Here is a 16,370-nt window from a genome sequence, read left to right on the forward strand (position 1 = left end):
CGCGACCATGGCGGTCTTGATCTGGTGGGCATGGCTCAGTTGGGAAAGTCGCGCGGTCTTCCAGGATGTCTCTGATAGGACTGGCGCAACGCGAGCGGTCGCTGAGCTAAAGTGCGTCGTCAAAAATGGAGCAAGCGCAGTCGCTACATGCTCCGAACTCACCACAAAGTCAAACCTCCAGAGGCAAAAATGAGTCGCAACTGGGAAGATGTTTATGCGAATCTCGGCGACGCGACCGATTGCCTTCGTGACGCCGTCCGCACTATTCGAAAGGAGATCCCTCGCGCAGCCGCAGGAAGTGCCCGGGGCGTGCCGACGGTTGATGTCCAGGCAAGCTTGGAACAGCGGGTCGCGTCCGTCCTCCAGATCATTAGCCAGATCGAACAAGACCGGACAGACTTCTACGTTTCCCATTCGCCGGCAGTTCGAAGCGCTTCGTCGCCCACAAATTTCTTGTTCGGCGCCCCGCCTTCCGAAGCATGAGCGGTCGCCGCGCCTTGATTGAGTCTCTCGGAACACACGTTTTCCTGCTTGGCCCTCACGGGTGCGGGAAGAGCACTGTTGGGCGCCGGCTCACTGCTCGGGGATACATCCATCTGAGCGTCGGGCTGATTGGGAGGCTTGCACGGCGCGGAGCCAGGCCGGCCGATATTCCACTTCGGCTTTTGCAAGTAATGGCACGTCACGTGCCAGGGGAAGCGCTCAACCCACAGGCGGCGACCGAAATCCTCGATTACGCCAGGAGCTTGGACAAGGTCGTGATCGACGGCTTCCCCGCGAATATTGAGCACCTTGCGTTGCTCGACGACATCGAGCGGTGGCAGTTTGTCTACGTGCTCACGCCGCGGCAAATCAGGGAGCAACGCCTTTTGGCGCGTGCGGATACGACGAAGCGCGCGTGGACGCCAGGCCTCAAGTCGTCTCGCGACGAACTGCTCCCCGATCTATGTCGCCACCTCCGATCACAGCGGCAACTTTCCCAGCTTTCGAACGCCCGGTAGGCTCAGTTCTGGAATCATGGTTTAGGCCAGTCCCGGCGCTGGGGCAGGCATCTCCATCCCGCACATTGAGAGTGACCTACGTGACGCCCTCCTCCTTCGTCGACCAGCAATCTCGTGGCAGCACTCAACTTATCGAGACCCTTCTCGAGTACGCGTTGAAATACGCTGCTCGCAATGGGGAGCCTCGAGATGGCCGGTGCTGGGATGCCATCACCTCGGCAAAGAGGTTCCTCGAGGGTGCGCCATCCGATCACATTCGCATCGGTGTCGGCAACAGTGATCGTGCCTGGTTGGGGCTCCCGCGCGACCTTCTAGAAGGCATCTCTGCTGGGGAGTTCACAATCCAGTACCAGCCAATCTGGGGCATATCCACCCAAACCGTCATCGGCGTTGAAGCACTAGCGCGTTGGCATCATCCGGTACACGGGAGCATCCCACCATCCACTTTCGTTCCGACTGCTGAACGTACCGGCGCAATCCATGCATTGGGTCGATGGATACTAGCGGAAGGCTGTAGGCAGATGCGATTGTGGGAGAGCGAAGGCCTATGCATCCCGTACTTGTCCGTGAACGTCTCTCCTTTGCAACTGATTCGTGAAGGCTTTGTAGCGGGGGTCGATGACGCAATCAAGCGGAGCGATTTGCCCTACTCGCGACTCGCACTCGAGGTCACCGAGGGGGTCAGCCTCTCACATCACGAAGTAGTTGCCACCCAGGTGATTCAGGAGCTTCGATACCGTGGCATCCGAATCATGATTGACGACTTTGGCACGGGTTTCGCAAGCCTGAGCTACTTGCAACACCTTCCTTTCGATGCAGTCAAGATCGACCGGCGATTCGTCGGGAAACTGCCCGCTTCGCGAAACGATCGAGAGATCATCAAGGCGATCGTCGACCTCTCCGGCCGCCTCGGGATGAACGTCATTGCGGAAGGCGTCGAAACACGCGAGCAGGAGGCTGCTTTGATCGAGGTAGGTTGCGATCAGATTCAGGGATGGCTGATCAGCCCCGCCCTATCTCCCGTCGATTTGCAAGAGCGATGTTCAAGCGGCCAACTCGCGACGGCGAGGCAATTATTCTCAGCTGTAGTTCGTACCGAGGCAACCTAGGTCCGCCTGGCAGCACTTGTGTCTCCAATTCCAGTGAGAGAATTGAGTGTGCGCCCGAGTTTCGGATGCTTCCGCACCTGGCTAAGCCGTTGTGGTCTTTTGCGACACCGCCGCGAAGAATGGTTATTCGTGCTGTGCGATGTCAATTAAAGCATTCGGTTTATGTGTCGATAACATTGAAGTCGCACGCTGTCCGAGCGGCGACACGGCCCTTGGCCGGTTGTAGGTTTTGGTGGGGTGTTCGGTCGCCCTGCTTTACGACGCCCGAAATGCAAAGCGCCCGAAAGGGGGATCTAGTCCGGCAGAACGCAGACTACTACTTCCGTCGATTAGGGCCGTCGCGCGACCACTCGAATTTCGCAGCCGGAGCACGCCGTGAACAATGCATTCCCCGCTTTTGCCACTGAGTATGCTGAAGACAAGGCAATCGTCCCAGCGGTGGCCTCGTGTGTACACTTCTTGCCGGCGAGCGATGATCGACGCTTTCCGGTGCGCGTTACTAAGAGGACGGTCGCCGGCGTCAAGCTACCGTGGTATGAAGTCGAAACCTTCCACGCCAACGTAGCGCGGTGGGTGTATCGGGAGTCGGCGACTGACATCGATGTTGCTGTCGACGCCGCGAACAAGACCAGGCTGATGAATGACTCCCCCGAGGATGGAGACGAGGAAGAGGATTCGTGACTGCCTTGATGCTGCGACACTCAGGTGGTGGCCTCAATCTGACGAGCCAGCCGGTGCGCTCCTAGTCGGCGTGCGCCAGCTGGCTGGCCTGCGAGATCATTGGTTTGCGATCCGCCTGGCCCCAGCCACCACTACATAAAAGTGACTTCGAAGTACCCTCGGGCTCGAGTGGGCCAGGCGGCCGTTCACCCAACCGTTCATTGCTCTGTGAACCTATCGGCCGCGCTCATCGCGGCGACGCGGTCGCTCCATTCCCTCGGCGCTCTGCCTAAGAGGCGCTACGAGATCGGTATCCACGAACCGTCGTTACAGCTTTCTTCCAGATTGCGTGCAAGCGCGATGAAAAGGAGAGTGAGCAAATGCTCAGCAGGGACTAGCGGCCCGGCGAAACGAGCGAGGGGATCCCTCCGCGCCTTTGGGGCGGGAGGGAAAGTGGTGGTTTAGGATTGCACGAGGTCAAGCAGTTCCGTGACAACGTCATCCTTCAATCGCGCCCCGGTGCCGAACCATGCATTGTTCAGCCGGGTAGCACTGCTGTGTGCCTTTCGTTCGAAGTCGACATACTGAGTGACCGCGTTGACCAAGCCCCAAGCGGTATTGCGGACGCCAGACATCTCAGCACCGCGACCTGAACCGTTGAAGAGCTCCATGATCTTCTTGTAGCCCCGGGTTTCGGTCACCGCGGTCGATGCGGTTGCCGCTTGATGTTGCGCAAGCACACCCGCCAGTACGATGCCCGCCTCCGCGCTTCCCATCCTAGCGCCGGAGAGCGTCTTCATCCGGGTGACGAAGTTGCTCCACGACTGGTCGGCAAGCAATCCGAGTTGGGACTTCACGAGATCGGGATCGAACTCCGAGTCGTGCCGGATGCGAATATGACTTTCGAGATCACGATTTAAGGCGAGCCGGAGCGTATTGTTGCAAACCACACGCGTGCTGGTGTACGTCGCAGTGGTTGCGATCGATCCGTCGTACGACGTCGCAAGGAGCAAGTACCCCTTAACTTTGTCGCCAGGGACGATCTGTTCCTGCAGACCGGTGTTTGCCAAGACCCAGATCATTCTTCCTTCCCGCAGCGATCCGGCCGTTTCGATTTGGAATCCTGCGTGCTCGGTGAGCCCTCGAAAGAATCCGAGGACCGAGTCGGGTTGAACGACGCGGTACTTCTTCGTCACAACTGACAGGCCCTTCTTGTTGTCGCTGCGTACGAGTACGTCGTGACCATCAAGTTTTCCCGGTTCGCCAGCACCGTCCTCCGTGGTGTCGAATCGGACCGGCCGACGCTCGATCGACCACTCGAGGCCCGCGTCTCGGCGCCACTGCTCGATCGGAGCATTGGGCTGGACTTGCTGCCCCAAACCGTGCCAGGGCGTTTCTCCCGCGAAAGCCATTTCAGCGCGGCCAGCTTCGGTGATCGTGATGTTATGCATTGATGTTCTCCAGAGTTGCTTGGGCGTTTGCCCGTCAGAAAAAAAATGGCAGCGCACCGTTTCCGGTGCCTGCCATGTAGATCTATTACTGTCGACGATCCAAACGAATCGCCAGGGACTACCACTCGACCTCGAGTTTGGCGACGTCATCGATCTTCACAATTCGAGTTTCACCGCTGGGGTCGGCGCGATCCAGATGCCAAAGGTCGAGGGCTACAGACTCGTCGGCCACCAGGTCGCTTTGCGACGCTCCCAAGACGGCACCTCGAAGGTCTTCACCGGAGCGAAGGCAAAGGCGGATCAAGTAGGCATCTCCTGTTGCGTCCGCTCTACGGATTGCTTCGGCAACGGTTGTCATGAAGTCACAACCGCGGCCGCGGGCGGCTTGGCGGAAACTTGCGGCGCCAAAGTGAGCTGCCCCGGGAAAGGGCCTTCGGTGATCTTCGGGAGAACTTGAACCAAGACCCGCGATACTCCGAACGGCTTTCCGTCTGAACCGGTCACTTTGCCCTTGAGGACAAGCGTCTGGAACTCGCAGATTGCAACGTCGTCGCTTTGCGCTTTGATTTCTCCCTCTGCGATCGCCGAGGGCGCATATTCCGGTGCCAACGAGCCCGCACGCCAGAAGTACTCGGGCGACGCATCAGACTCACGACGGACGAAGAGGCGGGCCTCCAAGGAGGCGCATTGCGTCCGGATGATGCACAGCACGTAGGCGGAGCCAATAGCTATTGCCATGATGATGTTTCCAGGATAGAGACCGACCCAGGACGGGCCGGTTGTTGCGGGAAGAGTCCGAGGGATTTAATGCAACCGCACTTCGATCGAGCGCGGCGTGCAGAGAGCACGTAGGAGCATGTGAAGGACGGCGCGACGTTGCTCGAGGCGTGGACCACCAATGCAGTAGTCGACCAGGTTCAATTCGCTGTCGGTGATGACCGTGCCGTAGATGATCTGGGAGCTCGATGTCTTCCGGTGAAACTGGAAAACTCTCGCCTCGTCGGAATCGAACTGCGGCGAGTTCAGGATGGTTCGCACGATGAAGTCCGGATACTCGAACTGACACTGCGTTCTGAGTTCGCGGAGATCGCGCTGTTGCAGCTGCCCGACGTCAAACACTTGGCCGGGAGAGTTGATCGGATCGCGGCACCGGTGCCTGGCGGACACGAACTTCGTGACCTGCCCCGGGCCTACAACCTCTTTCACTTGAATGACTTTCAGGATCCGTTCGTACGAACGGTTCCCGATATCAGGAACGGGAATTTCCATTTCGTCCTCCACTTTTCACTTGATGCCGCCAGCGCGGCTGCTAGAAAGAGGACGCCATCCAATGGATGGATGACCGAATCTTACCTGAAGTGGTTGTGCGTGCAAACTCTCGTGCCGAGGGAGCCGGGTTGTTCCGATTGTGCAACTGGCCCTCAAGTTCATACGAATGCATGCCGTTACCATTCACATAAGGGTTGCCTGTCGCCGATTTGCATTTGGCGGAATGACCGGACAATCAAGATATGCAAACGGTATGGCAATCAGGCCTGCCGTGATTTGAGAGGTGAATATGAATCCGCTTCTGCCGCTGGTGGCCGCCGGCTGGCTGATCCGTCTCATCGGCATGTGCATCTGGGTCGTAGCGCTTTCGCACGTTCCTCACGGAGGCCTGGCATCACCGACCGACATCGACAAGCTCACGTTCGCGACGATCGTTGTCCCGCTGCTCATCACCCTTCCGGATTTCTACAAGCCGTTGAAGTTCGTGTTCGCATATGTTCTGGTGACGGTCGGCGCTTATTCTGTTGCGACGCTTCCCCACGCTGAGTGGTCGAACATGCTCACGCTGTGGGGCGTCTGGACATTCGCCGTGTTCGCCCATCCGAGGATTCGGCCGGTACTGCTCAATCTCAGAGCGCCTGGTTTCGGCGGTGTGAAGCGCTCCCAAGAGCCGCTCCGGTCCGCGGCCCCGGCTGCTCAGTCACAGGGCAAGGCTCCGCCCCCTGGACAGAACCAACCTGCACAGCCGCCGGAGCCGTCCTACGACTTCTCGGATTGCATGAGGACACCTCGCTACAAGTTCGCCGACGTGGTGGGAATGGCGGACACGAAGGCCCGGCTGCTCTCGGCCGCCAAGGACGTCACCGCTGCGCGCGCTAACCCGCGGAACGGCATTCTGGTGTTCGGCGACCCGGGCAACGGCAAGACGATGTTTGCTGAAGCGCTGGCAGGTGAGCTCAACGTCCCATTCTTTTCGATCGCATATGGTGACGTCGCGTCGAAGTGGGTCAACGAATCCGTCCAGAAGGTAAAGGCGGCGTTTGCGGCGGCGCGTAAAGAGGGAATCGGCGTCTTCTTCATCGACGAAATCGATTCGTTCCTCAAGGACCGGGGAAGCGATGGCTCTCACCATATGGATCGGGACCTGACGAACACGATGCTCACCGAGATCGTGAACTTGCGAGGCTCGAAGATCGTCCTGGTCGCTGCGACAAACCATCTGGACGACCTGGACGGCGCCGGCACGCGCGAAGGCCGGTTCGACTTCAAGGTCGAAATCCCGGCACCGGATCAGGAGGCTCGTCAGGCCATTCTGCGGCGAGCAATTGGAAGTACCGCAGGTTATGACGTGGCTGAGCCGTCGGTAGTCGCGATGCTGGCAGAACGCTGGGCCGGCTACAGTGCCGCGAGACTGACCGCCGTCGGTCAGCAGATCGGTGAGATGCGGCGTGGCGGGGAATTCGCTGGGCCGATTACGTTCGAAATCGGGATGCGGGCACTTCGGCTGGTGCAGGGCAGGAAGGGGAAGCTTCCCGAGAATGTGAAGAGCATCGACGAGATCTTGATGCCGGCGGAGTCTCGAAGCCTGCTGAAGGACATGGCGTTCAAGATGGCGAACGTATACTCGCTCGAGAAGGTCGGTGGCCGGCTCCCGACGGGTCTCATCTTTGTTGGCCCTCCTGGCACGGGCAAGACTCAAGCCGCGATGGCCCTCGCGAAGCAAGCGGAGTGGGCATTCCTCAAGACCACGGGTGCCGAGATCGTCTCGAAGCCGGATTCGTGGGATCGACTGTGCAGGGAGGCTCGCGATATTCGCCCGGCGATCGTGTTTCTCGACGAAGCTGACGGGATTTTGCGTGATCGGCAGTATTCGAACTACGGGATGCTGACGGAGAAGATCCTGACGACTATCGACGGCGCTGGCGGCCGTGTTCGGGATCTGCTTTTCATTGCCGGGACGAACTACTTCGACCGGATCGACAGCGCGGCGGTTCGGGGTGGTCGTTTCGAAGAGAAGATCGTGTTCGACGTGCCGGAGGCGGAAGACATGCGCGCCTACATTCGAGGAAAGATTTCCGCGCTTGACGGCTGGGCGATTGGCCCGTCGATCGAGGATCTGCTCGATAGCGTCCTGAGCGGCCATTCGATTGCAGATGCCGATGCCGTGATTCAGAAGGCGATCGACTCTGCAGCTGTTCGTCGACTGCGCGAATCCACCTCGGATATCCGCGAGTCGGACGTCGAGCATGCCGCAAAGCTGGTTCTACGAGCTCCAGCAGGATCCTTCTGAGCTGGCGCCGGGGCGGTGTGCCATCCGCCTCGGCCCACCCTCGTCTCTCCAAAACCCCGCACGATATGCCGACACCATCATCAAGCCCTGCAGAAGCAGTTGACATCGACGCCCTTGTGCCAATGGTCCTGAAGCGCTTCGGCGACCCTTCTGACCCGACATTGGGGTTTCCGGACGGACGGATCCGTGCAGAGCTACGATCGTTGGGTGTAGTTCTCCGCGCCGCCGACTTCAACCGCCTTGCCCTGGCTTTGCGCCGCACGCCAATCGTGCCGGGTGCGGAGCTCTTGGATCAGGTCCGCTCGCAACTCGGAGGTCGAAAGCCGACCAAAGAGCAGCTTCGAAAGGTGGTTGCCGAGCTCGGGCTCTCTCTCAACTATCGCCAGATGATCGGGTTGTACCAACACGTCGTCGACCGGCAAACGACTGCGATCACGGATGACGTGCTCGCGAACCTTCGGGCGAAGAGCGGCGGCCGGCCGTTGACGCGAGAGAGCATTGGCGAGCTTGCGACGTCGCTTGGCTACAAGTTCATGCAGAAGGACATCGCCCAGATTACTCGCCTTCTCCGGCTGGATGCCTCTCAAGAGCCGGTCGTAATGAATCGACCGACGCTCGAGCTCGCGAAGATGCTCGCCAAAAAGACTGGGGTCCCCATCGAAACTGTCTTCCATCGAGCCTTGGTCGACAGCGCGTTCGGTATGCTTGATCACCGGCGCTTCCAGTTTGACCCCCGTGGCAGAGACCCACTAAGCATTCAGCAGGTCCGTCTGCGAGTGCAGGTTATCGATCCCCAGAGCTTTCCGCGGGAAACGGACCTCTCATCCTGACCCGTCAGGAACCCTGCGCCGCGCCGGCGCGAAGAGCCTGAGTCATAGCCCGCGGCATATTCGCGACGCCGCCGGATGTCGACGACGTGACAACAAAGCGGCCATTGATGGCCACGGAGGGAACGGTGGCAAATCCCATCGCACGGAACGCTCTGTCGCCGGCGTCGATGCGTGCCTGCATCCCGGGCGCGTGATACTCCGCAATGAGCCGCAGCGGATCGATACCCAGCGTGGCGGCCCACGTTGCCAGTTCCCGATCCGACGAGGGAAAGTCCGGTCGACGCGCTATAATCTCAAAAGCGGCCTCCTGGATTCGGGGAACTGCGCCGACACTATCTAAAGCATAGAAGAGCGTCGCTTGTTTGGTCAGGTCCGCGCGTCCACCCGTCACGGGTACGCGGTTGATCTGTGTCGCCCTTCCCTCGCTTGCCTGCCAGGCCTCGAGCAGCGGCTCGAACGACCTGCAATATTCGCACCCTAAGTAAAAGAACTCAGAAACGGCTCCCCGGCGGACATCGGTGAGAATCGGCTTCGAGATATTGGTCGCTCGGGCGACGTCATAGCCCGACTCAGTCCGGCCATAGGAATCCTGCGGGTGGCTCCATACCGCGAACCCGGCGGCAACCAGAGCCCCTACCGCAGCCGAGATCACCGGCACTTTCCAGCCCTTCGTCCACTGGCTCACAATTGGCTCCGACAGAATTTTGATACGAAAGTGTGACGACCCAGCGAGCCGCACGACGATGAAATGACGATGCATTCGAGGCTCAATTCCTAGGAGACGTCGGTTTGCAATCTCCCACTTCGGATGGATGCTCAGACCATGTTTAACTCGAATTCCAGGAGCACACGTGGGCTATCATCACTTCAGTATTGGGCACGAGATCGCAGCTGCATCGGTCCGTGGTGTCGTCTACGCGGTTGAGCGGCACCTGCTTCGCGGAATGTCGCTCAGCGAGATCCTCGTGATTGGGATCCTGATTGTCGCAGTGGTTAAGTTGCTCGGTCGTCGCCGACCGGCGTACTGAAGAGCGAGGGAGAGAAAGTGGAACTTCGGGCCGAAAGCGGGGGCTTGCCGACCAGGGCTTGCAGCAAGTGCGGCGCGACGTCGGCGGCCGAAGCACTGAATGTCTGCAGTGCCAGTTCTGAGGTAGAGTGCGAAGGGTTGTTGCTATGGTCACCAAACTGCTTTGCACGTGTCGGCCGCGTCGAGTCGGGCGCGGCTCCTGACAGTTGAATGTGTGGGGTCAACGGCCGCCCCGAAGAGTCGGCCCCTTCGAGCACCCTCCGCGCTTGCTGGCGCCCCCACCGTGAGCTCAGGGGGGGCCGGCCGTCAGAACCATCTCCGTCTCGCTGCGATAGCTACGAGCACGACAATAAAAAGGCCGACCGCGATCATCGCCGGGGTACTCATCCCATGGAAGACGCGACGTTCGCCTTGGTAGATGACACCCCGTACGAGAGCGCCGGCAATCTGATTGCCGAGGTCAAAGGTGTGGTGATGTGACATCGGATGCCCCTTTGTGTTTGGCGTGGAGTGAAGTAGTGAGTCGCGTACTTGGGTGAGCGAGATCTCACGCAAGCTAGAATCAGAGGAGCACCGGAGGCGGCGCCCCCGGATACTCAGTTCATTCAGTCGGCACTTCAGCGTCCGCACGGATCGGCGACCCTTCCGCGGACTTTCGGCTTAGTCTTCAAAGTCGCTGCCTTGCGAGGCCCGAGCTTGTGCCACCTGGTCGGGATACTCCACCGGCAATCCGAGAAACTCACTGATTCGTGCGTGGAGAAGGGTCTGGTCGTCCCACGGCTTATCGGTGATTCGATCACGGGCTTCGCGCAGTAACGAGTTCGCAGCTGCAAGTCGGTCGACATGGGCAGACAGACCGTCGATTTGTTCGCTCATTTCTTTCCTCGTGGAGTCTCGGTCATCATCAATTTTCGGTTGCTTCACGCCGACAGCTGCCGGTATGTGCCGACGAAGCATTGCGCCATGATTGTGGCAAATTTTGCCATAAGCACCGCGGTCAATGGGATGACCGTCAGATCGCCAATGAACGATTCGCCGCTCGCTTGACGGGTCGTGCCGAATACTCGCAAGCGCGCGTTGTCCGGTACCGGGTCATGGATCTCGACGATTCTGACGTTCCATTGCGGGGTGATGCGGTCGGATGTGGAGTACTGCAGGATCGTATCGGCATCGGTCGCCGTCACTTCCACAAGCGCCGGTCGGGACAACGTTCGATACACCGACCGTCCATCCTCCTCGACCACAATTCGATTCACGCGAACAGTTCGTCCGAGACAGCGACGGTAGTCTGAAAGGACCTTTGCTTCGAGTGCTTGATTTGCGCGACGGATGGGTTGCGAGCTCATGACATGCTCCAGTTTCGCTGGTGGAGCACGCCACGGTGGGAGTGCCCACACCGGGTTGAAAATGCCGAAATCGGCGGGGGAAAACTGGAGTGTCATCGCAATGGTGCGTGAACGCCCGTTGCGTACAGCATGCGGTGGCTGGTTGCCACGGCATGAGGGAGGTACGCGCGGCACACAAACTGTGTGGCCGCGCGTTCGGTTTCGATTAATGCAGCGTACGGTCGGACTTGAGCCGAGCGTCGGGCGCCGGATACATGCTTGAGCGCGAGAGGATCTCCTCGAGCTGAGCCTCGATCTCAGTGGATGCGGCGTCATACGAGGATACCTTGACGTCGCACAGCACCACGCGGGCACTGCACTCGTGACGATCCTCGCAATCGGCTTTTGCTTGCTCGAACAGTCCTTCTGCCTTGAAGGCCGAGTAGAACCATTCGAAGCTCCAGCCGTTAGCTGACTTCCACGCGATCACCGAAACGGTCACACTGGCTTCGACGTTTGCGGTTGCTGCGACAGCAAATTCGATTGCGGTAGTGTTCATTCTTCGTGCTCCATCCAAGTTGAGTACGGAGCACCCCAAACGGATGGCTCCGCGTGGGATTGATGATCAAGATGTTGTGCCAGAGAGCCGGCGGGTTAAATCAGCACGCCCCAACTTTCGATAGAAGGGGCTGTGGCGTGAACGCATTCACGGCACACTGGATACGTGCTGGGGAGTTGCCAGTTGAAATTTCGGTCGGGAGAAACCCGGTGCGCGACTACGCGTTGAAAAAAAGTTGCCTGCAGTCAGGCTTGAGCCAACTATACCGCAGTTCGTTAGATAGAGCCAAACGTGCGCGGTCGACTAGCTAGCGTTGAATGTGGCCGACCGCATTGAGTTAGCGGACGTGCCCAGATGGGCAGCGTCCGCTGAACGGTCTAATCAAGCGAGCAATAGCTTGGTGCCGATCGACGGCCGAGTGTAGAACCGAAGCTCAGTTCCCCAGGAATGCCTTCTGGTAGGTCCGGACAGTTTCGATCGCATCCTCCTTTCGCAATGCCGGCGAAGCGGTGTCGTCTCGCCAGGGAATCGAACCTTCACCGTAGTGGTGATACAGCTCAAACCGGCCGTTTGAAACCTCCCTCACCTCGCATACCGCGTCGTAAAGCGGATGCATCCGTACAGCCCAGACGCACGTTCCGGGCATGAGTAGATCGGTCGGTGTAGCAACACTATTTCGGGTCATGGTTATTCCTTTCTGCTGGAATCCAGCGATGTGAAAGGAACGGAGCGCCTGCGAGTTCGGAAGTGGCCGGGACGTGGACTGGCCACAGGCCATCGCAGACGAGGGACGAACGGGTGGCATTTTGGGCTTCCGCTAGGTGTTTGCGGGGCAGATGGCCGCGGAAACAGCTGGGAAATGACGCGGGATGCCGGCAAACTACCGGCGTCGAAAATGGGAAGTTTCGAAGGCCGCGCGGGGCCTGATGGTGTGAGAGGGCCCGAGGGCTACACCAGTGAACGAGGTGCCGACTTAACGGCTGAAGCGGAAGTTATCATGGGTTACGAGGGAGCGCAACCTACCATAGCATTTGCATCGGGGCGCATCCGGTGCAGACTCAAGGCAGCTGGTATGACCATCGCTCTATTGGACGTATCCCCTCCTCGGTCGGCTTTCGATTCGTCGTTCCCGGGCGTGTCGTCTAGGATGGGAAGTTATGCAGCTCCCCTTTTCGTACTGGAGGTCCATTGTCCAATCGATCAACGCGACTGCTGCGTCGTCGCGGCTCTCCACCCGCCGAGACCGCGAAGCCCCCAATCACGCTATTTGTAAGGCTACTCGCGGTAGTTGTGTGCGCGTCGATTGTTTGCGCGGCGTTCATGACTGCCCTGGAGGTGTTCTGGCGTGCGACCGGGACGCCAACCGTTCTGGACACAATCTTTATGACTTGGTCGGACGAGATGCTCATCATGCTTGGTGGCGCCCTGATACTTGCAGGTATCGCGGCCGTCCACTACGTTCGCCAGATCCTCGAGTAACCGTACCTCGTACAGGAGCCACAAAGTTTGTTCGCGATCGCCCCAACCGATAGTCCTGCCATTGTTCGCCGGTCCAACGCCTATCCGTTTGGCGAAAGGGTGCCCTCAACGGTGCTGATGCTGCGGACATGTGTTCCCGCTGCTCCTTTGGGAATCTCGGCTGAACAGTATCCGATTGCCTACATCGGGATGCGATATCCGTGCTTCGTCGAGTCGAACGGAGAGCTCGCTGCAATCCTTCCACGAGGACAGCTGATGCACGTTCCGCACGACGCCTTCATGGTTGTCGGCTTCCATAAAGGTCCGGCTGAAACAAATTGAAGCAATTTTATTCGGGTCTAGGGGGCAAAATTTCTACCTCCTTTGTCGTAATGAGTTTTGAGGGCGCGAGATTGCGCCACCCGAACCACACCTAGACCAGGTACAACGCATGATCACGGACGCCTTTCAGGTTCCGCACCACGAACAATCGGCCCGCCTCTCCGCACTCGCGCTCAACCTCACGCTTACCCCCTGTATTGGCGAGCAGGAGATGGTCGAGCGTGCACGTGTTGTCCTGGTGATGATGAGCGAGCAACAACTCGACCCGATTGAGGTCAGCCTTCAGCTTAGACAAGCGGTCGCCGAGCATAAGGGGGGCCGGCTGCCGGCTCATCCAGATACTCCGGTACTCGGTGAGGTCATGCAGCGGTCCTCGTGGCGTCTCGCGACGCAGGGAGCACAAGGTGCGCACCTCCGCTCGATGCATACAACCCAAACCGAGATCTGGCTGCGAGGAGAGACTGGAGAAGCATTCCCGGTGCTGTGCCAAGTATTCGCGGCAGACCGGGCGCGAATTGATCGGTTTCTCAACGCAGCGAGCACATTTCGCTGGGAACCGACTCTTCGCGAGGCCGCATGAAAAGGCTCGTCCTCGCCTGCTCCTCCGCGATGTCGATATTCATCCTGCCGCCGGCACATGCTACACCGCAAGATGACGAATCCGCAGTACGTCAACGTGTACTTGCGTATGTCACCAAAGTTTATGGCAACGGGACTTCACTCGCAGCGGCCGCAACAACCTTCGCTCAGGCTGCGGGGGAGTTATGGTTGGCGACCGCGCGGACTCAGCGCTACGATCAATCAATGACCGTGCGAGCGGGTATCGCGGAGATCTGCTTCCGCGGCCTCCTGGTCTATTCGGGGGTCACCGACGCAGATGCAGCGATCGCCGAACTGGAACACACTATCGCGTCGAGTCCGGGCCTCTATGCCGGAGAACTCTACGCAGTGGCGTTCGCCCAGCAGAATCCCCTGCACTTGGCGATGTCACCTTCTCAAGCGTGCGATCAATCGGGTGTTGCGATTCCGTAGGTTCGGCCGGCGTCGAGTCATTCGTTAAGCCGGCTTCTGGAATCTGGACTCGGGAGGTGTGTTTGGGAGACAAAACGGCCTATGCAGAGCGATCAGCTGGCTCGGTAACCGCGCGAGTGCGCAGCGCGTAGAGCCGGCCGATCGATGGCAGCGTTCGGAACGCGACGTCAGGCAGGGACAAGAAATTTGCGCAGCTTTTCGACACCACGATGGTGGAGTGCAGTTGCGCGGCTATCGCCGATGTTCAGTCGCTTTGCGATCTCGCGGTTCGACAGGTTGTGGTAGTAGCGCAGCACGATGACTTCTCGGTCCCGCTCCGACAGCGACTCAATAGCCTCGAGGAGGCGTTGAACCGTTTGCTCGACGATCAGCGAATCAAGGACGCTGTCTGTAAAGCACGCGATTTCCGATTCTTCGAGTTCGTGTGTCGTGTAGATGGTCGCCTCGGTGTGCACTCGCAATATCAAGTCGTGCACTTGATTGACCGACAGCCCGAGCTCTTGTGCGAGCTCCCGCGCTGTGGCCCTTGCCCCCGTTCTACCAGAGACGACACTGGCGGCCGCGTCGATCCGTTTCGCGACCACACGCCGGCGAGTGAGAGGATCGTCTGCCCTCATCTCGTCGATCAGGGCGCCGCGAACACGAGCCATCGCTCGCGGGATGAATTCCTCGAGCGTGAGGTCCTGGTTGTTCTGGGCGTAGTAAATCAGCTCGGTCCATGCCGATTGCATACGGTCGTCGAGGGTCTCGCGAAACCCTCCGCAAACCTGCTTAACTAACTTGGGAAGTTTGTCCGCAAATTGGTTGCAAAGCTCCGCCTTGCTCAGATCTGAGACTCGGTGTTCCATTCTTCTTTGGCTCGTCGTGGTCTAACTGTTGTTCGTCATACACAATGCATCGCCATACGCGGCAGCCGAACTCGGCATGGCTGACGAACCAGTCTGGCAAACACCGGACCACCCTCAGGATCGCTCGTCAGTTGCAAGCACTCCCACCCCTGTGCGGTCCTCTCCCCGTTTGAGGGACCTGACACGACTTCGTCTGCACGAAGGTGTTTGGAGCACCCACTTATCTTAACAATTTTTCATTGATTGCAAATGAAAACGCATCCAAAAAAAAGCTGTTATTCGCGCTTAATTTGCGCGAAAAATCTAATCGGAACACCTCACAATCCGCATTGATCGAAAGCGCAAAATCTTCCGTCAATCAACCCACCTTACAGACCGCCTTCATTTGTTGAGGCGCTCTTGTTTTGCAGTCCAGAAGGGCAAATCGAGGCACCATGCGGCGCAAAAGATCGTCCCAAAGAACTGTCCACCATCACCACTACTACGGCGGCCGTCGCCGCACGCGCTTCGGCATTGTCCGAATACTCATCGCGTCCGTAGTGCTGTTTTTGGTCTACAAATCTGCTTCCCACCTGCTCCTCGGAGCGAGCTCTCATCTCTCCACCTACTAATGCCATGGCAAACTGGAACAGTCTTCCCCTGCGCAAGAACGACGTTACGCGCACAGGGTACGGCCACAAGGAAGGTCGTTTTTCCCCGCTGTCGTGGGCCAGTTTGCTTTTCTGGGGGATTGTGGCCCGCAGGGCAATGAAACTCGGCCGAAATGTCGTTGTTACGGGAGCCGCTGACTCCGGCGCGAATACTGTTTTATCGTTCGTTTCTGGAAAAACTTTAGGGCCGGACGCGAAAGGCGCTGCATCGAAGAATTACTCGCCTACGTTTGACGATTTGCAGGGTGATATGGCCCTGAAATTCATTGGCCCGCGCAGCTTCGATCCGAATGCGTGGCGGACAATCATGGAACATCTCGGTGAAGAGGGCCGACCGTTCGCGATCGCGACGGTGAATCGGCACGGGGAGTGGCTTCGGCATGAACTGGATCTCTATGCCGCAACCAGCAAGGCGCGCGGGATCTTTTGGCTCACGCTAAAGTAACTTCGCGCGGTGGCGGGCGCCAGTCCACGATTCGCTCCTTGGCTGGCTGCGGTTAAACGCCCCGGATGACAGGC

At 58.9% G+C, this 16,370-nt stretch carries 21 protein-coding genes; 10 read left to right on the forward strand and 11 right to left on the reverse strand.

The window, feature by feature from the left end; translation table 11 throughout:
• Positions 1–479: 479 nt before the first annotated feature.
• The 3 genes from LXE91_RS39210 (at position 480) to LXE91_RS39220 (ending at position 2,791) form a co-directional block, all read left to right on the forward strand.
• The gene (locus LXE91_RS39210) at positions 480–1,001 is read left to right on the forward strand and encodes an AAA family ATPase (RefSeq protein WP_076841562.1); all 522 of its coding nucleotides are present in this window, start codon (positions 480–482) and stop codon (positions 999–1,001) included.
• Positions 1,002–1,072: 71 nt separating this feature from the next.
• On the forward strand, positions 1,073–2,110 hold the full coding sequence (locus LXE91_RS39215) for a putative bifunctional diguanylate cyclase/phosphodiesterase (RefSeq protein WP_076841564.1): 1,038 nt from the start codon (positions 1,073–1,075) through the stop codon (positions 2,108–2,110).
• A gap of 375 nt (positions 2,111–2,485) precedes the next feature.
• A complete protein-coding gene (locus LXE91_RS39220; RefSeq protein WP_046543961.1) occupies positions 2,486–2,791 on the forward strand; it encodes a hypothetical protein in 306 nt (101 codons plus the stop codon).
• Positions 2,792–3,231: 440 nt separating this feature from the next.
• On the opposite strand, the gene LXE91_RS39225 is transcribed toward LXE91_RS39220, so the two are convergent.
• The 4 genes from LXE91_RS39225 to LXE91_RS39240 all read right to left on the reverse strand — a co-directional run bounded on the left by LXE91_RS39225 (position 3,232) and on the right by LXE91_RS39240 (position 5,490).
• A complete protein-coding gene (locus LXE91_RS39225; RefSeq protein ID WP_046543962.1) occupies positions 3,232–4,221 on the reverse strand; it encodes a DUF932 domain-containing protein in 990 nt (329 codons plus the stop codon).
• A 118-nt stretch (positions 4,222–4,339) separates the two neighbouring features.
• Positions 4,340–4,579, reverse strand: a complete 240-nt coding sequence (locus tag LXE91_RS39230) for a hypothetical protein (protein WP_077230921.1) — start codon at positions 4,577–4,579, stop codon at positions 4,340–4,342.
• Positions 4,576–4,959, reverse strand: a complete 384-nt coding sequence (locus LXE91_RS39235) for a hypothetical protein (RefSeq protein ID WP_046543964.1) — start codon at positions 4,957–4,959, stop codon at positions 4,576–4,578. Before LXE91_RS39235 ends, LXE91_RS39230 begins: the two co-directional genes overlap by 4 nt.
• Positions 4,960–5,025: 66 nt before the next feature.
• Positions 5,026–5,490 (reverse strand): protein kinase family protein, encoded by a 465-nt coding sequence (locus tag LXE91_RS39240; protein WP_046543965.1) that lies wholly within the window; start codon positions 5,488–5,490, stop codon positions 5,026–5,028.
• Positions 5,491–5,779: 289 nt separating this feature from the next.
• Between LXE91_RS39240 and LXE91_RS39245 the strand changes: the two genes are divergently transcribed.
• The gene (locus LXE91_RS39245) at positions 5,780–7,780 is read left to right on the forward strand and encodes an ATP-binding protein (protein ID WP_046543966.1); all 2,001 of its coding nucleotides are present in this window, start codon (positions 5,780–5,782) and stop codon (positions 7,778–7,780) included.
• Positions 7,781–7,974: 194 nt separating this feature from the next.
• Here LXE91_RS39245 and LXE91_RS39250 read toward each other — a convergent pair whose 3' ends face one another.
• Complete coding sequence (locus tag LXE91_RS39250) at positions 7,975–8,493, reverse strand: hypothetical protein (protein WP_135370855.1); 519 nt, start codon at positions 8,491–8,493, stop codon at positions 7,975–7,977.
• A gap of 121 nt (positions 8,494–8,614) precedes the next feature.
• Positions 8,615–9,370, reverse strand: coding sequence for a thioredoxin domain-containing protein (locus LXE91_RS39255; protein WP_052760146.1), 756 nt, complete (start codon positions 9,368–9,370; stop codon positions 8,615–8,617).
• Positions 9,371–9,461: 91 nt separating this feature from the next.
• Here LXE91_RS39255 and LXE91_RS39260 point away from each other — a divergent pair, with 91 nt between their 5' ends.
• The gene (locus tag LXE91_RS39260) at positions 9,462–9,638 is read left to right on the forward strand and encodes a hypothetical protein (RefSeq protein WP_158077537.1); all 177 of its coding nucleotides are present in this window, start codon (positions 9,462–9,464) and stop codon (positions 9,636–9,638) included.
• Positions 9,639–10,297: 659 nt separating this feature from the next.
• Here the strand turns inward: LXE91_RS39260 and LXE91_RS39265 are convergent.
• From LXE91_RS39265 to LXE91_RS39275, 3 genes are all read right to left on the reverse strand, one after another.
• The gene (locus tag LXE91_RS39265; RefSeq protein WP_046543968.1) at positions 10,298–10,513 is read right to left on the reverse strand and encodes a hypothetical protein; all 216 of its coding nucleotides are present in this window, start codon (positions 10,511–10,513) and stop codon (positions 10,298–10,300) included.
• 44 nt (positions 10,514–10,557) lie between these two features.
• A complete protein-coding gene (locus LXE91_RS39270; protein ID WP_135370856.1) occupies positions 10,558–10,983 on the reverse strand; it encodes a hypothetical protein in 426 nt (141 codons plus the stop codon).
• Positions 10,984–11,188: 205 nt separating this feature from the next.
• Positions 11,189–11,521, reverse strand: a complete 333-nt coding sequence (locus LXE91_RS39275) for a hypothetical protein (RefSeq protein WP_046543970.1) — start codon at positions 11,519–11,521, stop codon at positions 11,189–11,191.
• A 1,320-nt stretch (positions 11,522–12,841) separates the two neighbouring features.
• Between LXE91_RS39275 and LXE91_RS39280 the strand changes: the two genes are divergently transcribed.
• The 4 genes from LXE91_RS39280 (at position 12,842) to LXE91_RS39295 (ending at position 14,353) form a co-directional block, all read left to right on the forward strand.
• Positions 12,842–13,000: a hypothetical protein gene (locus LXE91_RS39280; RefSeq protein ID WP_158077538.1), complete on the forward strand. Its 159-nt coding sequence runs from the start codon at positions 12,842–12,844 to the stop codon at positions 12,998–13,000.
• 27 nt (positions 13,001–13,027) lie between these two features.
• Complete coding sequence (locus LXE91_RS39285) at positions 13,028–13,321, forward strand: hypothetical protein (protein ID WP_135370857.1); 294 nt, start codon at positions 13,028–13,030, stop codon at positions 13,319–13,321.
• Between the two features lie 109 nt (positions 13,322–13,430).
• Positions 13,431–13,901 (forward strand): hypothetical protein, encoded by a 471-nt coding sequence (locus LXE91_RS39290; protein WP_134257923.1) that lies wholly within the window; start codon positions 13,431–13,433, stop codon positions 13,899–13,901.
• Positions 13,898–14,353 (forward strand): hypothetical protein, encoded by a 456-nt coding sequence (locus LXE91_RS39295; RefSeq protein ID WP_135370858.1) that lies wholly within the window; start codon positions 13,898–13,900, stop codon positions 14,351–14,353. Before LXE91_RS39290 ends, LXE91_RS39295 begins: the two co-directional genes overlap by 4 nt.
• Positions 14,354–14,520: 167 nt before the next feature.
• Here the strand turns inward: LXE91_RS39295 and LXE91_RS39300 are convergent, their stop codons facing one another.
• Positions 14,521–15,201: a sigma-70 family RNA polymerase sigma factor gene (locus LXE91_RS39300; RefSeq protein ID WP_046543974.1), complete on the reverse strand. Its 681-nt coding sequence runs from the start codon at positions 15,199–15,201 to the stop codon at positions 14,521–14,523.
• Between the two features lie 368 nt (positions 15,202–15,569).
• A complete protein-coding gene (locus tag LXE91_RS39305) occupies positions 15,570–15,797 on the reverse strand; it encodes a hypothetical protein (RefSeq protein ID WP_135370859.1) in 228 nt (75 codons plus the stop codon).
• A gap of 19 nt (positions 15,798–15,816) precedes the next feature.
• On the opposite strand from LXE91_RS39305, the gene LXE91_RS39310 reads away from it, so the two are divergent.
• Positions 15,817–16,296: a hypothetical protein gene (locus LXE91_RS39310; protein WP_135370860.1), complete on the forward strand. Its 480-nt coding sequence runs from the start codon at positions 15,817–15,819 to the stop codon at positions 16,294–16,296.
• Positions 16,297–16,370 lie beyond the last annotated feature (74 nt).

Origin of the sequence: Burkholderia contaminans (assembly GCF_029633825.1) — a bacterium.
GTDB classification, from domain to species: domain Bacteria; phylum Pseudomonadota; class Gammaproteobacteria; order Burkholderiales; family Burkholderiaceae; genus Burkholderia; species Burkholderia contaminans.

Excerpts from the sequence above, each read along its gene's own strand:
- LXE91_RS39255 (WP_052760146.1), bottom strand. The coding sequence starts at position 9,370 with ATGCATCGTCATTTCATCGTCGTGCGGCTCGCTGGGTCGTCACACTTT.
- LXE91_RS39265 (WP_046543968.1), bottom strand. The coding sequence starts at position 10,513 with ATGAGCGAACAAATCGACGGTCTGTCTGCCCATGTCGACCGACTTGCA.
- LXE91_RS39210 (WP_076841562.1), top strand. The coding sequence starts at position 480 with ATGAGCGGTCGCCGCGCCTTGATTGAGTCTCTCGGAACACACGTTTTC.
- LXE91_RS39235 (WP_046543964.1), bottom strand. The coding sequence starts at position 4,959 with ATGGCAATAGCTATTGGCTCCGCCTACGTGCTGTGCATCATCCGGACG.
- LXE91_RS39245 (WP_046543966.1), top strand. The coding sequence starts at position 5,780 with ATGAATCCGCTTCTGCCGCTGGTGGCCGCCGGCTGGCTGATCCGTCTC.
- LXE91_RS39295 (WP_135370858.1), top strand. The coding sequence starts at position 13,898 with ATGAAAAGGCTCGTCCTCGCCTGCTCCTCCGCGATGTCGATATTCATC.
- LXE91_RS39280 (WP_158077538.1), top strand. The coding sequence starts at position 12,842 with ATGACTGCCCTGGAGGTGTTCTGGCGTGCGACCGGGACGCCAACCGTT.
- LXE91_RS39300 (WP_046543974.1), bottom strand. The coding sequence starts at position 15,201 with ATGGAACACCGAGTCTCAGATCTGAGCAAGGCGGAGCTTTGCAACCAA.
- LXE91_RS39275 (WP_046543970.1), bottom strand. The coding sequence starts at position 11,521 with ATGAACACTACCGCAATCGAATTTGCTGTCGCAGCAACCGCAAACGTC.
- LXE91_RS39305 (WP_135370859.1), bottom strand. The coding sequence starts at position 15,797 with ATGAGAGCTCGCTCCGAGGAGCAGGTGGGAAGCAGATTTGTAGACCAA.
- LXE91_RS39240 (WP_046543965.1), bottom strand. The coding sequence starts at position 5,490 with ATGGAAATTCCCGTTCCTGATATCGGGAACCGTTCGTACGAACGGATC.
- LXE91_RS39270 (WP_135370856.1), bottom strand. The coding sequence starts at position 10,983 with ATGAGCTCGCAACCCATCCGTCGCGCAAATCAAGCACTCGAAGCAAAG.
- LXE91_RS39230 (WP_077230921.1), bottom strand. The coding sequence starts at position 4,579 with ATGACAACCGTTGCCGAAGCAATCCGTAGAGCGGACGCAACAGGAGAT.
- LXE91_RS39290 (WP_134257923.1), top strand. The coding sequence starts at position 13,431 with ATGATCACGGACGCCTTTCAGGTTCCGCACCACGAACAATCGGCCCGC.
- LXE91_RS39225 (WP_046543962.1), bottom strand. The coding sequence starts at position 4,221 with ATGCATAACATCACGATCACCGAAGCTGGCCGCGCTGAAATGGCTTTC.
- LXE91_RS39310 (WP_135370860.1), top strand. The coding sequence starts at position 15,817 with ATGGCAAACTGGAACAGTCTTCCCCTGCGCAAGAACGACGTTACGCGC.